Here is a 15,033-nt window from a genome sequence, read left to right on the forward strand (position 1 = left end):
GTGCCAGAGTTGCCACGTCCGCCCTGTCAGGTCGTACCGTACGGCTGCGACAGGTGGGACCAGGTGGGGCCGCGGGAAGGGGCAGCCGGTTTTGAGCACGCACGCACCGCAGGCGGCGCAGGCCGTGACGCTGCCCACGACGCTGGACGAGGCGGTGGCGGCGCTCACCGCCGTGCCCGCCGCCGTGCCCGTCGCGGGCGGCACCGACCTGATGGCCTCCGTCAACTCCGGGCAGCTCAGGCCCGCGGCGCTGGTCGGCCTCGGCCGGATCAGCGAGATCCGCGGCTGGCAGTACCAGGACGGCCACGCGCTGCTCGGCGCGGGCCTCACCCACGCCCGTATGGGCCGCCCCGACTTCGCGGCCCTCATCCCGGCGCTCGCCGCCTCCGCGCGTGCCGCCGGACCGCCGCACATCCGCAACGCGGGCACCCTGGGCGGCAACATCGCCTCCGCCGCCCCCACCGGTGACTCGCTGCCCGTGCTGGCCGCGCTGGAGGCGACGCTGATCATCGCGGGACAGGGCGGAGCCCGCCGGGAGATCCCGGTGTCGCACCTGCTGGCCGGGATGGACATGCTGCGCGCCGGTGAACTCATCGGCTACGTGCGCGTACCGCTGCTGCACGCCCCGCAGGTGTTCCTCAAGGCCACCGGCCGCACCGGCCCCGGCCGCGCGCTGGCGTCCGTCGCCCTGGTGCTCGACCCCGCCCGGCGCGGCGTCCGCTGCGCGGTGGGCGCCATAGCGCCGATGGCGCTGCGGCCCCTGGAGGCCGAGCAGTGGGTGGCCCAGCTCATCGACTGGGACAACAACCGCGCGATCGTGCCGGAGGCGCTGAACGCGTTCGGGGAGTACGTCGCCGCGGCCTGCATCCCCGACCCGGTCCCCGAGGAGGACGGCTCCGTCACGCCGTTGCCCCCCGCGGTACTGCATCTGCGGCGCACCGTCGCCGCGCTGGCCCGACGAGCACTGGGGAGGGCGCTGTCGTGACCGACGAGCAGCACGGAGAGGGCACGTCCCGGGGCGGCGGCAGCCGCTGGGACCCGTTGCCCCAGGGCGACTACGACGACGGCGCCACGGCCTTCGTGAACCTCCCCGAGGGGGGCATCGAGGCCCTGCTGGACTCGATGGAGAGCCCGCTCGCCGCACCCGGCCACGGCTACGTGCCGCCGCCGATCACCGTCACCCCCGCCCCCGAGGGCACCGACCCGGCGGCACCCGGCGGCTGGACGGTGCCGGGCGCGCCCGCCGACGGCGCCCAGTGGAACGCCCCGTACGACCCGCAGGCCCCGTACGACCCGCAGGGCGGCCCGTCCGGGCAGACGGCAGGGCAGGGCGGCCCCGAGGCGCGGACCGCGCAGGGGCACAGCGGGCAGGGGCACAGCGGGCAGGGGCACAGCGGGCAGGACCGGTTCACGTACGACCCCGGGGCCTCCGGGCAGTGGGCCTTCGAGGAGCCGCCCGCCGCCGGGAACCCGGCACCGGGTTCCGACGTGACCGGGCAGTGGTCGATCCCCGTGGCCGAGGGCGACCTCCCGGACGAGTCCGGCGAGTTCACCACCTCCGCCCTGGCCGAGCAGTGGGGCGCCACCCCGCCGGTCACCCCGCCCGCCACCCTTCCCGGCGGCGCCCCCGCGCCCTGGGCCACGCAGTCCATCGGACAACCGTGGGGGCCGGGTGTACCGGGTGTGGACCCGCATCACCCCGAGACCGGCTCCGAGCCCGGTTCCGGCCGGGAGCAGGGCGGCCCGGAACCCGGCCGGCCCGCGGAGCCCGGCCGCGACACGCCCACGCCGGGGCGGCCCGCGCCCGAACCGCCGTCACCCGCCGAGCCCCACTGGCGGACCGAGCCGGAGGCCTACCGGGAGGCGGCCGGAGTGCCGTCCGCCCCTGAGCTCCGCGAGCACCCGCAACCGGGCACGGAGGGCGCCGTACGGCCCGCTCCCGGCCCCGGAGAGCCTGCCGAGGCGGCCGAGGGTGCCCGGCGCCCCGAAGCCCCGCACGAGGCCCAGGAAGCCCCACGACGCCCCACCGGTGACGACCCGTCCGAGCCGGCCGCCGCCCCCGAAGCGGCAGAGCACCCCGAACCCTCCGCGCCCCCCGCGCCGGACGGCTCGCCGACCGGGACCGAACCGCTCCCCGGAGTCGCGCACGACGATCACCCCCTCGCCACCTACGTGCTGAGCGTCAACGGCACCGACCGGCCCGTCACCGACGCCTGGATCGGCGAGTCGCTGCTCTACGTGCTGCGCGAGCGCCTCGGGCTCGCCGGTGCCAAGGACGGCTGCTCGCAGGGCGAGTGCGGGGCCTGCAACGTGCAGGTCGACGGCCGGCTCGTGGCGTCCTGCCTGGTCCCGGCCGTCACCACGGCCGGCAGCGAGGTCCGTACCGTCGAGGGCCTCGCCCAGGACGGGCAGCCGTCGGACGTGCAGCGGGCACTCGCGCGGTGCGGCGCGGTGCAGTGCGGCTTCTGCGTACCGGGCATGGCGATGACCGTGCACGACCTGCTGGAGGGCAACCCGGAGCCCAGCCGGCTGGAGACCCGTCAGGCGCTGTGCGGCAACCTGTGCCGCTGCTCCGGCTACCGGGGCGTGGTGGAGGCGGTCCAGGAGGTCGTCGCCGAACGCGAGGCGCACGCCGAGTACGCCGAGCACGCCGAGCACGCCGAACCCGACCCGGGCGCGGACCCGGGCACGGTTCCGGGCGAGCCCCGCATCCCGCACCAGGCCGGACCGGGCGCCGGCGGCGTCAACCCCGCCGCGTTCCCGCCCCCCGGACCGCACGACCGGCCCCACGGCCAGGACGGAGGCCAGGCGTGAGCAACGAAGCCGCCACCGTGCAGGCCGCACGGGCCGCGGAGGACGCCTCCCGGGCGGAACCGGTCCCGCGCGGACTGGGCACCTCCCTGCCGGCCTCCGACACCCGCGCCAAGACCGAGGGCACCTTCCCGTACGCCGCCGACCTGTGGGCCGAGGGCCTGCTGTGGGCGGCCGTGCTGCGCTCGCCCCACCCGCACGCGCGCATCGTGTCCATCGACACCACCCACGCGCGCGAGATGCCCGGGGTGCGCGCCGTCGTCACCCACGAGGACGTCCCCGGCGACCCGCTGTACGGCCGTGGCCGCGCCGACCGTCCGGTCTTCGCCTCCGACGTCGTACGCCACCACGGCGAGGCCATCGCCGCCGTCGCCGCCGACCACCCGGACACCGCGCGGCTGGCCGCCGCCGCCGTCATCGTCGAGTACGAGGTGCTCGACCCGGTGATCGACCCCGAACAGGCCTTCGAGGCCGAGCCGTTGCACCCCGACGGCAACCTGATCCGGCACATCCCGCTGCGCCACGGCGACCCGGACGCGGTCGGCGACCTCGTCGTCGAGGGCCTGTACCGCATCGGCCGCCAGGACCCCGCCCCCATCGGCGCCGAGGCCGGACTCGCGGTACCCCGTCCCGACGGGGGCGTCGAGCTGTACCTGGCCTCCACCGACCCGCACGGCGACCGGGACACCGCCGCCGCCGCGTTCGACCTGGAACCCGACCGCGTCAAGATCGTCGTCACCGGTGTGCCCGGCGCCGTCGCCGACCGCGAGGACCAGAGCTTCCAGCTGCCGCTCGGCCTGCTGGCGCTGCGGACCGGCTGCCCGGTCAAACTCACCGCCACGCGCGAGGAGTCCTTCCTCGGCCACGCCCACCGGCACCCCACCCTGCTGCGCTACCGCCACCACGCCGACGCCGAGGGCAAGCTGGTGAAGGTCGAGGCGCAGATCCTGCTCGACGCGGGCGCCTACGCCGACAGTTCCTCCGAGGCCCTGGCCGCCGCCGTCGCCTTCGCCTGCGGCCCCTACGTCGTCCCGAACGCCTTCATCGAGGGCTGGGCGGTCCGCACCAACAACCCGCCCTCCGGCCATGTGCGCGGCGAGGGCGCCCTGCAGGTGTGCGCCGCCCACGAGGCGCAGATGGACAAGCTGGCCAAGAAACTCGGCCTCGACCCGGCCGAGCTGCGCCTGCGCAACGTCATGGCGACCGGCGACGTCCTGCCCACCGGCCAGACCGTGACCTGCCCCGCCCCGGTCGCCGAACTCCTCGAAGCGGTACAGGACTTCCCGCTGCCGCCGCTGCCCAAGGACACCCCCGCGGAGGAGTGGCTGCTGCCCGGCGGCCCCGAGGGCGCCGGGGAACCGGGCGCGGTGCGCCGCGGGGTGGGCTACGGCCTCGGCATGGTGCACATGCTCGGCGGCGAGGGCGCGGACGAGGTGTCCACGGCCACCGTGAAGGTCCAGGACGGCGTGGCGACGGTGCTGTGCGCGGCCGTCGAGACCGGCCAGGGCTTCACCACGCTGGCCCGGCAGATCGTCCAGGAGGTCCTCGGCGTCGACGAGGTGCGGGTGGCCCCCGTGGACACCGACCAGCCCCCGGCGGGCGCGGGCTGCCGCGGCCGGCACACCTGGGTGTCGGGCGGCGCGGTGGAGCGCGCGGCGAAGATGGTCCGCACCCAGCTCCTCCAGCCCCTGGCCCACACGTTCGGCATGTCCGCCGAGCTGCTCCAGATCACCGACGGCAGGATCACCTCGTACGACGGGGTGCTGTCGACGCCCGTCGCCGAGGCCCTGGAGGGCAAGGAACTCTGGGCCACCGCCCAGTGCCGTCCGCACCCCACGGAACCCCTGGACGACTTCGGTCAGGGCGACGCCTTCGTCGGGATGTCCTTCTGCGCGATCCGCGCGGTGGTCGACGTCGACATCGAGATCGGCTCGGTACGGGTCGTGGAACTGGCCGTCGCCCAGGACGTGGGCCGGGTGCTGAACCCGGCCCAGCTGGCCGCCCGGATCGAGGCGGGGGTGACCCAGGGCGTGGGCGCCGCGCTCACCGAGAACCTGCGCACGCCCCGCGGCCTGATCCGCCACCCCGACCTCACCGGCTACGCCCTCCCGACCGCCCTGGACGCGCCCGACATCCAGATCGTGAAACTCGTGGAGGAGCGGGACGTGGTCGCGCCCTTCGGCGCGAAGGCGGTCAGCGCGGTGCCGGTGGTGACCTCGCCGGCGGCCATCGCCTCCGCCGTCCGGGCCGCCACCGGCCGCCCGGTCAACCGCCTGCCGATCCGCCCCCAGGCCGCGGTGGTGACCAGCGGCTGACGGCGCGGCAGCCGACGGATGCCGTCGGCTGCCGACGATGGCTGTCGGTGGCCGCTGACGGCTGCTGACGGCTGCCGGAGAACGTGTTTCAGGTTTATTCACGCGCGAAGGCAACGCACAGGGGTGTTCACGCGTCTTGTGGGGTGAGGGCGGCCGTGTCCGTGTGCGGCCGCCTGCCCGTCCGGCCGTCCGCCGGGCCGTCCGTCCGTGGTGGACCGGGGCGTTGTCAGTGGTGGCGCGTAGTGTTCCGAGCGGTGGGGGACGGCTGCCGGCCCGAAGGCGCGGGGGCCCCTCCTGTCCGGGCGGGGCGGAGCACGGTACACGGGACTGAGCACACGAATGCGCGGGGGAGCCATGAGCACGACCGACACCGTTGTCACGGATGTCGTGGACGTCGCGGCAGCGATCACCCTGACCGACGACGCCCTCGACCCGTTCGTCACGCACGCGTCCACGCGCCGCTGGCTGACCGGCCCCGGACTGCCGTGCGACAGCGGCCTGTTCAGTTTCGCGCGGCTGCGGACCGAGGGCCTGCGCACCGTCGCCGGCGCGACGGGCGGCGCGGGGGAGGCGGGGGGCAGGCTCTCCGCGGAGCTGCGGGACCAGCTGGTCATCGGCGGGCTGCTCGGCCCGGCCGGCACGGAGACCGGGTCGGTCCTGCTGGACGGGGCCACCGGCGCGGTCTCGACGACGTACTTCTTCCCCGACCGCCCCGACGGCCCTGACCGCCCCGACCGTTTTGACCGCCACGACCTGATGGACGTCCGCCCGCTCGCCCCGTCGCTGCCGACCCTGGTGCGGTTCGCCGCCGCCACGGACGAACTGGCGGGACTGCGCGGCCAGTTCGCCGCCTACGCGGGCCGCTACGGCACGAAGGCGGTGGCCGAGGCCTCGCGGCAGCTGCTCGCGGTGTTCGAGGAGGGCGCGGACGGCGAGCCGGCCCCGCTGTGGCGGATGGCCGCACTGATCCGGCCGCTGGCCCTGGTGGCGGGTCCGGGCACGGCCTCGGGGCTCGCCCTCGACCTCCCGGTGCGCCTGCTGGACCAGGAGTTCGGCCGGGGCGGTGTGGTCCGCTTCGAGGAGGTCGACTTCCCCGCGACGCTCACGCACGAGCCGACCCGCCGCTTCCTGCGCGAGACGGGCCTGCCGGAGGACGGCTTCCTCTTCCAGCTGGACACCGACCTGCCGTTGCGGACCCTCACGGAGTACTACGCCGACGGCGAGGGCGAGTTCCCGCCCGCCCGCCTCCCCGCCCACGCCGACCGGCTGATACGCCTCGGCCACTTGACCGACGACCACAGCCTGGTCGTCGACGGCGCCACCGGCGCGGTCCTGAACTGGAGCGGGCCGGACTCCGTCCTGTACCCGCTGAACACGGACATCTCGACCCTCGCCTTCACCCTCTGGCTGCTGCACCGCGAGCACGCCATCGACGAGGAGTCGGGCCACGTGCTGACCAGCGAGACGTACGACCAGCTGGCCATGACGATGATCCAGGTCCTGTCCGCCGTCGACCCCACGGGCACCACGACCGACGCGGACTGGCACTACTGGACGGAACTGTTCCAGGACGAGGCGGGCGGAGTGCTCTGAGCCCCGCTCGCCTCAGCCACCCGCCCGCAACGGGCATCCGGTGCCGACGCGCGCGGTGAGTTCGGCGCGCAGGGCGGTGAGTTCCGCCATCCGCGTGTCGACGACCCGGATCTTCTCCGCGAACAGCGCGGACAGCGCCTGCGCGGTGTCCGGGGCGTCGCGCAGTTCCTCACCGTGCCGTGCGATCTCCGCCAGGGAGAACCCGAGCGTCTGCGCGGTGCGGACGTACTGCAGCCAGACCACCGTCTCGGGCGCGAAGTCGCGGTAACCGCTGGGCAGTCGCCGACTCGTGACGAGGCCGAGCTTCTCGTAGAACCGGACGGTGTCCCTGGACAGGCCCGCTCGCGCGGCCAACTCCCCTATCAGCATGGCCCTCCGTCGGCCGGTGGCTTGACCTTGGACCCTACTCCACTGTTTAGCGTGAGGCACCGCCACCGCCGACCAGCAGGAGCTTCCTCGTGCCTCTCCTCCCCTCTCCTTCCCGGGCCTCCTACCTCCGTGTCGTACGGGTGAGTGCCTGGTACGACCTCGTCGTCACGGCCGGATTCGCGACCCCCTGGACCTACGCCCTGGCGCACGGCCTGCTGTCGTCGGCGGGTGACGCCCTCGGGCTGGGCGCCCTGCCCGACCGCGACCCGGTGCAGACCCTGTACGCGAATCTGATGGGTTCGGTCGTGGTCGTCTGGTCCGTCCTGCGCCTCAGGAGGACACGGCCGGCACACGGGATCTACGACGGCGCCGCCCGCACGCTGTTCTCGGCCTGGTTCGCGTACGCGCTGGCCAGTGGTGCCACGGGGCTGCTGTGGCTGTTCCTCGCCGTGGAGGTGGCGTTCGGCGCGGTCCAGCTCGTGCCGTGGTGGCGGCGGGCGGACGAGCGGAAGGACGGGGTGGAAGCGGCGCTCGGCGGAACGACGGGGTGACCCGCACGAGGACCCCGAGACCCGTCGGCGCGGCGGAGTCTCGGGGGCTCCCGTCTCGAGTGCCTACTCCTCGTCAGTCTCCTCGTCGGACTCGTCGTCGTCCTCGTACGGCGGGATGCGCTGCCCCCGGCTCTCGCAGATGTGCAGGACGTCGGTCAGGCACTCGGCCAGGCGCCGGGTGACGAAGTGGTACTCGTCGGCCGTGACGGGCGTCCCGGAGCCGAGGAGGGCCTTGGACAGATCCAGCACCGCGGAGGCCGTCGCGATCTGCTGCTCCTCGATCCTGTCGGCGAGAAGGGACAGGGGGGTGGCTGTGCCGTCGGCCGACAGGAAAGCCGGTTTGCCGTCGTCGCTCCACGGCAGCAGACGCAGGTGGGTGGGGGAGAGGGTCATGCCGGCACTCCGTGGAAGTCGATGCCGAGGGCGGCGAGGGTGGGAGAGGTTCGCCGGTCCTGCTGCCACAGGCGCTCCTGCTCCCGCTCGTGGGCGATGAGGTAGGGCCGTACGAGCGGCAAGTCGTCGGCCTTGACGAACGCGGCGGCACGGGGAGAGCGGTGGGCGGGACGTCCCGCACCCACCGCTTTGTGCGTGATGATCAACCGCCGTGTCGGCGTGTTCGCCGCGTGCCCGGCGGGACGTCGGCGCCTGCCGGTGGACGGCAAGAGCCAGGAGAAAAGCGCGGCCAGTAGGCTTTGCATGTCGGCACTCCTTCGCAGTGCGGGCCATGCCCCCGGACAGTTCGCCCTGTCGCGGGGGTTCTGTGGTGTGTCCTGCGTTGCAGAGTGTACGCGTATACGAGTATTCGCGGTCGCGTGATTGTGCAGATTCGCGGATTCTCGGTTGCATGGACCTTGACCGCTCAGTACCCGTCTGGCCCCAGGTCGCAGAGGAACTGCGACGCCGCCTCGATGCTGGGCAGTACCCCGCCGGCGAGCGTTTCCCCGCAGTGAACGAGCTGGCGGCCGAGCTGGACGTGGCTCCCTCGACGGTGCAGAAAGCCGTGGCCGCTCTCCGAGAAGAGGGGCGCCTCTACACCGTGCTGGGTCAAGGCTCGTTCGTGAAGGGCGACGAGTGACAAGGGGTGGTGTGAGCAGGCAGAGGGAAGTGCCGCACCACCCCGGACGACTATGGCGTCCTCGCCCGGGGCACCCGTGTCCAGCAGGTCATGGACCCATGTGCGGCGAAGGGCCGAGCGACTGACCTGGCTCTGCGTCTGACCGGAGGCGCAGAGCCAGGAGCCGCGTCATCGCTGTTCAGAGGCCGTGGCGGGAATCGAACCCGCGTCACTCGCTTTGCAGGCGAGTCCCTCAACCACTCGGGCACACGGCCGTGTTCGTCGGAGTTCCTCGGAACCGGTGCACCGACCGTAGGCCGCGGTGGGAGGAAGACTCAAGGGAAGGGCGGGCGCCGCAACGGGACTGCCATGCCCCGTTCACAAAAGGGCGGCGGGACGTAGGTCCGAGGTCCTGGTCAGGTCCCGACCCCCGACAGGGGTCAAAGCAGTCCGTGGCCCTTACTCTGGCGGGCATGACCACCCCGAACCCGCGCGACACCGGTGTCGCCGACCCCGCCGACCTCGCCGGGGCCACCGTTCCCGTCCCGGCCCTCGCCCCCGACCCCGACGCGACCGTACTGAGCCGCCCCTACCGGGCGCTGAGCATCGGGATCGTCTCCGTGGTGCTGCTGATCGCCTTCGAGGCGACCGCGGTGGGTACGGCGATGCCGGTGGCGGCGCGGGAGCTGGACGGGGTGTCCCTGTACGCGTTCGCGTTCTCGGGGTACTTCACGACGAGCCTGTTCGGCATGGTGCTCTCCGGCCAGTGGTCGGACCGGCGCGGCCCGCTCGCGCCGCTGACCTGGGGCATCGCCTCCTTCGCCGTCGGTCTGCTGCTCTCCGGGACGGCGGGCGCGATGTGGCCGTTCATCCTCGGGCGGGCCGTGCAGGGGCTCGGCGGCGGGCTGGTGATCGTCGCGCTGTACGTCGTGGTCGGGCGGGCCTACCCGGAGCGGCTGCGGCCGGCGATCATGGCCGCGTTCGCGGCGAGCTGGGTCGTGCCGTCGATCGTCGGCCCGCTGGCCTCCGGCACGGTGACCGAACACCTCGGCTGGCGGTGGGTGTTCCTCGGCATCCCGGCCCTGGTGGTGTTCCCGCTGGCCCTGGCGCTGCCGCAGATACGCCGACTGGCCTCCGGCCCGGTGCACGACGGCGCGGAGGCGCCGGCCTCCTTCGACCGCCGCCGCATCCGGCTCGCCCTGGCGATCTCCTTCGGCGCCGGACTGCTCCAGTACGCCGCCCAGGACCTGCGCTGGCTCTCCCTGCTGCCCGCCGCGGCGGGCGTGGCGCTGCTCGTCCCCGCGGTGCTGGGACTGCTCCCGCACGGCACCTGGCGGGCGGCCCGCGGACTGCCCTCGGTGGTGCTGCTGCGCGGCGTCGCCGCCGGGTCCTTCATCGCCGCGGAGTCCTTCGTCCCGCTGATGCTGGTCACCCAGCGGGGACTCAGCCCCACGCTCGCCGGGTTCTCGCTCGCGGCGGGCGGCGTGACCTGGGCGCTGGGCTCCTGGCTCCAGTCGCGGCCGCGACTGGAGCCGTACCGGGAGCGGCTGATGACCCTCGGGATGCTGCTGGTGGCGGCGTCCATCGCGGGGGCCCCGAGCGTGCTGATCCCCGCGGTGCCCGCCTGGGCGACGGCCGTCGCCTGGGCCTTCGGCTGCCTCGGGATGGGCCTGGTGATCTCCTCCACCAGCGTGCTGCTGCTCCAGCTCTCCGCCCCCGAGGAGGCCGGCGCCAACTCCGCCGCCCTCCAGATCTCCGACGGCCTCTCCAACGTCCTCCTCCTTGCCATGGGCGGCGCCGCCTTCGCCGCCCTCGGCGGCGGCATGGCGGCCCACGGGGCGACCCAGACCACCGGCTCCCACCCGGCCGCCTTCGCCGCGGTGTTCCTGCCGATGGCAGCGGTGGCCCTGGCGGGCGTGTGGGTGACGAGGCGGCTGCGGGTATCCAAGTGACACCGCGTGGTACCACGTAGTACCGTTGGGGCATGGCTGGACTGAATCTGCGGTTTACCGACGAAGAGCTCGACGCCCTGCGTGAGCGTGCGGCTGCGGAGGGGCGCAGCATGCAGGCCTTCGCGCACGACGCGGTGGTCGCGGCCATAAACGAGCATTCGAGGCTGTTCAACGAGGCGGCCGAGCACGTGCTGAAAGCCAGTGCGGAGCTCAACCGGAGGCTCGCCTGATGCACTACCTCACGCTGCCCGAGTTGCTGAACCTCGCGAAGCGGCTCGGGGAGGACGCGGTGCGCGATTACGGGTTGCTGGACTCGGCGCTGGCGCGTCCGCAGTCGAGTGTGTTCGGCCAGGACGCCTATCCGGACGTATGGCAGAAGGCCGCGGCGCTGATGGAGTCCCTCGCGCGCAACCACGCTCTCGTCGACGGGAACAAGCGCCTCGCCTGGTACGCGACCTGGGTCTTCTTGCACATGAACGGGCACGCGCTGGATCCGGACTTCGATGTGGACGAAGCGGAGAGGTTTGTCCTGGACGTATGCCAGGGCGCACTGGACGTGCCCAAGATCGCGTCCCAGCTGCCGCGTTTCGCGCGCTGAATGTGAACTCGGTCCCACCCGGGGGTGACCCTGCACGGCCCGGGGGACCGGGCCGCCGGGGCGCGGATATGGTGGCTCGGTCGTCATCGGCGGCCGCGCCGCCCGAACCAGCCCCCGTCCCCCCACGGAGACCGTGACTACCACCGCCGCTTCCGCCTCGCACCACCTGTCCCCCGCCTTTCCCGGCCGCGCCCCCTGGGGCACCGCCGGGAAACTGCGCGCCTGGCAGCAGGGGGCGATGGAGAAGTACCTCCAGGAACAGCCGCGCGACTTCCTGGCGGTCGCCACCCCGGGCGCCGGAAAGACGACCTTCGCGCTGACGCTGGCCTCCTGGCTGCTGCACCACCACGTCGTGCAGCAGGTGACCGTCGTCGCGCCCACCGAGCACCTGAAGAAGCAGTGGGCCGAGGCCGCCGCGCGGATAGGCATCAAGCTGGACCCCGAGTACAGCGCGGGCCCGCTCGGCAAGGACTACCACGGCGTCGCCATCACCTACGCCGGTGTCGGGGTCCGCCCCATGCTGCACCGCAACCGCGTCGAGCAGCGCAAGACCCTGGTCATCCTCGACGAGATCCACCACGCCGGTGACAGCAAGTCCTGGGGCGAAGCGTGCCTGGAGGCGTTCGAGCCGGCCACCCGCAGGCTCGCGCTCACCGGTACGCCGTTCCGGTCCGACACCAACCCCATCCCGTTCGTGGCGTACGAGGAGGGCGACGACGGCATCCGCCGGTCGGCCGCCGACTACACCTACGGCTACGGTTCCGCGCTCCGCGACAACGTCGTCCGTCCCGTCATCTTCCTCTCCTACAGCGGCAACATGCGCTGGCGAACCAAGGCCGGCGACGAGGTCGAGGCCCGCCTCGGCGAGCCCATGACCAAGGACGCGGTCAGCCAGGCCTGGCGCACCGCCCTCGACCCGCGCGGCGAGTGGATGCCGTCCGTGCTGCGCGCCGCGGACCAGCGGCTGACCGAGGTCAGGAAGTCCGTCCCGGACGCCGGGGCCCTCGTCATCGCCACCGACCAGGACTCTGCCCGCGCCTACGCCAAGCTGATCCGCGAGATCACCGGCGACAAGCCCACCGTCGTCCTGTCCGACGACACCGGCGCCTCGAAACGGATCGACGACTTCAGCGGCGGCGACGACCGCTGGATGGTCGCCGTCCGCATGGTGTCCGAGGGCGTCGACGTGCCGCGCCTGGCGGTCGGCGTGTACGCCACCACCATCTCCACCCCGCTGTTCTTCGCCCAGGCCGTCGGCCGTTTCGTGCGGTCCCGGCGGCGCGGCGAGACCGCTTCCGTGTTCCTGCCGACCATCCCGAACCTGCTGGAGTTCGCGAACGAGATGGAACGCGAGCGCGACCACGTCCTCGACAAGCCCAAGAAGGACGGCGAGGAGGACCCGTACGCCGACTCCGAGAAGGAGATGGACGAGGCGAACCGGGAGCAGGACGAGGACACCGGCGAGGACATGCTGCCCTTCGAGGCACTGGAGTCCGACGCCGTCTTCGACCGGGTCACCTACAACGGCGCCGACTTCGGCATGCAGGCCCACCCCGGCAGCGAGGAGGAGCAGGACTACCTCGGCATCCCGGGCCTCCTCGAACCCGACCAGGTGGAGCTGCTGCTGCAGAAGCGGCAGGCCCGGCAGATCGCGCACAGCCGCAAGAAGCCGGACAGCGAGGCCGACCTGCTCGAACTGCCCGCCGAGCGGCGCCCCGTGGTCTCCCACAAGGAGATGATGGAACTGCGCCGCCAGCTCAACAACATGGTCGGCGCCTACGTCCACCAGAGCGGCAAACCGCACGGCGTCATCCACACAGAGCTGCGCCGCGTCTGCGGCGGACCGCCCGCCGCGGAGGCCACACCGGGCCAGCTGCGCCAGCGCATCGCCAAGGTGCAGGAGTGGGCCACCCGCATGCGGTGACCCGTTCCGCCGACGCACGCCCGGCGGTCGAATCGGGGCAAAAAACGCCAGTTCAGGGATGAGGGTGCCCGGATTCTGGACAAAGCCTTCCGCTGACCGGACCGGCTCGCTACTGTCCGGCTACGCACACGCCCCGTGGCAGCGCCGCCGCGGAGCGCAGCCGTGAAGCGACCGTGCCCGGGACATGGCCGGGCCGCCGGCCGATCGGCGGCCTCTGAAGCGCGTCGCCGACGGGACTCGGTGACGCATACGCCGCGAGAGGGCCGTCGACCTCACCACGAAGGAGTGGGCGTCGTGACCGCGGAGACCTCTCAGACGCTCGACCGGGGACTGCGGGTCCTCAAGCTGCTGGCCGATACGGACCACGGCCTGACCGTCACCGAGCTTTCCCACCGACTGGGCGTGAACCGGACCGTCGTGTACCGGCTGCTCGCCACACTGGAACAGCACGCGCTGGTACGCCGTGACCTCGGCGGCCGGGCCCGGGTCGGGCTCGGCGTGCTGCGGCTGGGCCACCAGGTGCATCCGCTGGTCCGGGAGGCGGCGATGCCGGCCCTCCGGTCGCTGGCGGAGGACATCGGCGCGACCGCGCACCTGACCCTGGTCGACGGGGCGGACGCGCTGGCCGTGGCGGTGGTGGAACCGTCGTGGACGGACTACCACGTCGCCTACCGCGCCGGGTTCCGGCACCCGCTGGAACGGGGCGCCGCCGGCAAGGCGATCATCTCGGCCCGCCTGCGACGGCCCGACGACCCCGGATACACCCTCACCCACGGCGAACTGGAGGCCGGGGCGTGCGGGGCGGCGGCGCCCCTGCTGGGAGTCACCGGGGTCGAGGGCAGCGTCGGCGTGGTGATGCTGGCCGACGTGGTCCCCGAACGGGTCGGCCCCCGGGTCATGGACGCGGCCCGCGAGGTCGCGGAGGCCCTGCGCTGAGGGTGGGGGCGTCGGGGCGAGCACCGGTGGTCGTCGGGGTGCCGCGTCCAGGGCCGGTGGGGCGTCGCGCCGAGGGTCGGTGGTCGACGGTTGTCGGGGGCAGCGCGGCGAAGGCGTCACGTTAGATTGATCCCGTGCTCTCTCGCCTCACACGTTCCCAGGCCCTGGCCGTCTGCGCCGCCCCCACCGTCGCCCTGCTGGCCACGGCGGTCTTCGCGCCGCTGCCGTTCTCGGTGGCCCAGCCGGGGCTGACGGCCGACGTGCTCGGCGAGAACAAGGGCACGCAGGTCATCACGATCTCCGGCGCCGAGACCCGCGAGACCACCGGCCAGCTGCGGATGACGACGATCGAGGCGACCTCCCCGGACACCCGGGTCGACCTCCCCGACGTGATCGACAGCTGGTTCGGTACCGACCAGGCGGTCATGCCCCGCGACGCGGTCTACCCCTCCGGGGGCGACGTCAAGGAGATCGAGCGCTACAACGAGAAGCAGATGAAGCAGTCGCAGGACGAGGCCACCCGGGCCGCGCTGGGCTACCTGGATCTGGACGGCAAGGGCATCGAGGTCGAGCTGAAGCTCGCCGACGTCGGCGGCCCCAGCGCCGGCCTGCTCTTCTCCCTCGGCATCGTCGACAAGCTGAACGGCGACGGCAGCGGCGGCGACCTCACCGGCGGCCGGATCATCGCCGGTACGGGGACCATCGACGCGGACGGCACGGTCGGCGCCGTGGGCGGCGTGCCGCTGAAGACGCAGGCCGCCCGGCGGGACGGCGCGACCGTCTTCCTGGTGCCCGAGGCGGAGTGCGCCCAGGCCCGGACCGAACTCCCCGAGGGGCTGCGCCTGATCCCGGTCACCACCCTCGAGGGCACCGTCGACGCCCTGGTCTCCCTGCAGAAGGGCACCGGCAAGATCCCCCGCTGCTGACCGG

Annotated in this window: 15 protein-coding genes and 1 tRNA gene; 12 read left to right on the forward strand and 4 right to left on the reverse strand. The window is 73.4% G+C overall.

What is annotated here, in order from left to right; translation table 11 throughout:
- Positions 1–91 precede the first annotated feature (91 nt).
- From PYS65_RS22255 to PYS65_RS22270, 4 genes are all read left to right on the forward strand, one after another.
- Positions 92–985 carry an FAD binding domain-containing protein gene (locus tag PYS65_RS22255; RefSeq protein WP_279335697.1) on the forward strand — a complete coding sequence of 298 codons (894 nt, stop codon included), beginning with the start codon at positions 92–94 and terminating at the stop codon, positions 983–985.
- Complete coding sequence (locus PYS65_RS22260; protein WP_279335698.1) at positions 982–2,814, forward strand: 2Fe-2S iron-sulfur cluster-binding protein; 1,833 nt, start codon at positions 982–984, stop codon at positions 2,812–2,814. The genes PYS65_RS22255 and PYS65_RS22260 overlap by 4 nt, the downstream gene beginning before the upstream one ends.
- On the forward strand, positions 2,811–5,126 hold the full coding sequence (locus PYS65_RS22265) for a xanthine dehydrogenase family protein molybdopterin-binding subunit (RefSeq protein ID WP_279335699.1): 2,316 nt from the start codon (positions 2,811–2,813) through the stop codon (positions 5,124–5,126). Before PYS65_RS22260 ends, PYS65_RS22265 begins: the two co-directional genes overlap by 4 nt.
- 354 nt (positions 5,127–5,480) lie before the next feature.
- The gene (locus tag PYS65_RS22270; protein WP_279335700.1) at positions 5,481–6,719 is read left to right on the forward strand and encodes an SUKH-4 family immunity protein; all 1,239 of its coding nucleotides are present in this window, start codon (positions 5,481–5,483) and stop codon (positions 6,717–6,719) included.
- A gap of 12 nt (positions 6,720–6,731) precedes the next feature.
- Here the strand turns inward: PYS65_RS22270 and PYS65_RS22275 are convergent, their stop codons facing one another.
- Positions 6,732–7,088, reverse strand: a complete 357-nt coding sequence (locus PYS65_RS22275; RefSeq protein WP_279335702.1) for a MerR family transcriptional regulator — start codon at positions 7,086–7,088, stop codon at positions 6,732–6,734.
- 89 nt (positions 7,089–7,177) lie between these two features.
- Here PYS65_RS22275 and PYS65_RS22280 point away from each other — a divergent pair, with 89 nt between their 5' ends.
- Entirely contained in the window at positions 7,178–7,639 is a 462-nt protein-coding gene (locus PYS65_RS22280) for a hypothetical protein (protein WP_279335703.1), read from the forward strand.
- Positions 7,640–7,702: 63 nt separating this feature from the next.
- Here PYS65_RS22280 and PYS65_RS22285 read toward each other — a convergent pair whose 3' ends face one another.
- Both PYS65_RS22285 and PYS65_RS22290 read right to left on the reverse strand, forming a co-directional pair.
- A complete protein-coding gene (locus tag PYS65_RS22285) occupies positions 7,703–8,032 on the reverse strand; it encodes a hypothetical protein (protein WP_279335704.1) in 330 nt (109 codons plus the stop codon).
- Positions 8,029–8,337, reverse strand: coding sequence for a hypothetical protein (locus tag PYS65_RS22290; protein ID WP_279335705.1), 309 nt, complete (start codon positions 8,335–8,337; stop codon positions 8,029–8,031). The genes PYS65_RS22285 and PYS65_RS22290 overlap by 4 nt, the downstream gene beginning before the upstream one ends.
- Before the next feature lie 146 nt (positions 8,338–8,483).
- Here PYS65_RS22290 and PYS65_RS22295 point away from each other — a divergent pair, with 146 nt between their 5' ends.
- Complete coding sequence (locus tag PYS65_RS22295) at positions 8,484–8,714, forward strand: GntR family transcriptional regulator (protein ID WP_279335706.1); 231 nt, start codon at positions 8,484–8,486, stop codon at positions 8,712–8,714.
- Between the two features lie 182 nt (positions 8,715–8,896).
- Here the strand turns inward: PYS65_RS22295 and PYS65_RS22300 are convergent.
- Positions 8,897–8,968: transfer RNA gene (locus tag PYS65_RS22300), tRNA-Cys, on the reverse strand.
- A gap of 198 nt (positions 8,969–9,166) precedes the next feature.
- Here PYS65_RS22300 and PYS65_RS22305 point away from each other — a divergent pair.
- The 6 genes from PYS65_RS22305 (at position 9,167) to PYS65_RS22330 (ending at position 15,029) form a co-directional block, all read left to right on the forward strand.
- Entirely contained in the window at positions 9,167–10,645 is a 1,479-nt protein-coding gene (locus tag PYS65_RS22305; protein WP_279335707.1) for an MFS transporter, read from the forward strand.
- Positions 10,646–10,677: 32 nt separating this feature from the next.
- Positions 10,678–10,875, forward strand: coding sequence for a hypothetical protein (locus tag PYS65_RS22310; RefSeq protein ID WP_060892904.1), 198 nt, complete (start codon positions 10,678–10,680; stop codon positions 10,873–10,875).
- Complete coding sequence (locus PYS65_RS22315) at positions 10,875–11,243, forward strand: type II toxin-antitoxin system death-on-curing family toxin (protein ID WP_279335708.1); 369 nt, start codon at positions 10,875–10,877, stop codon at positions 11,241–11,243. The genes PYS65_RS22310 and PYS65_RS22315 overlap by 1 nt, the downstream gene beginning before the upstream one ends.
- A gap of 133 nt (positions 11,244–11,376) precedes the next feature.
- On the forward strand, positions 11,377–13,167 hold the full coding sequence (locus tag PYS65_RS22320) for a DEAD/DEAH box helicase (RefSeq protein WP_279335709.1): 1,791 nt from the start codon (positions 11,377–11,379) through the stop codon (positions 13,165–13,167).
- A gap of 294 nt (positions 13,168–13,461) precedes the next feature.
- Entirely contained in the window at positions 13,462–14,103 is a 642-nt protein-coding gene (locus PYS65_RS22325) for an IclR family transcriptional regulator (protein ID WP_279335710.1), read from the forward strand.
- Positions 14,104–14,237: 134 nt separating this feature from the next.
- Positions 14,238–15,029: a S16 family serine protease gene (locus PYS65_RS22330; protein ID WP_279335711.1), complete on the forward strand. Its 792-nt coding sequence runs from the start codon at positions 14,238–14,240 to the stop codon at positions 15,027–15,029.
- Positions 15,030–15,033 lie beyond the last annotated feature (4 nt).

Origin of the sequence: Streptomyces cathayae (assembly GCF_029760955.1) — a bacterium.
Taxonomy (GTDB): Bacteria; Actinomycetota; Actinomycetes; order Streptomycetales; family Streptomycetaceae; genus Streptomyces; species Streptomyces cathayae.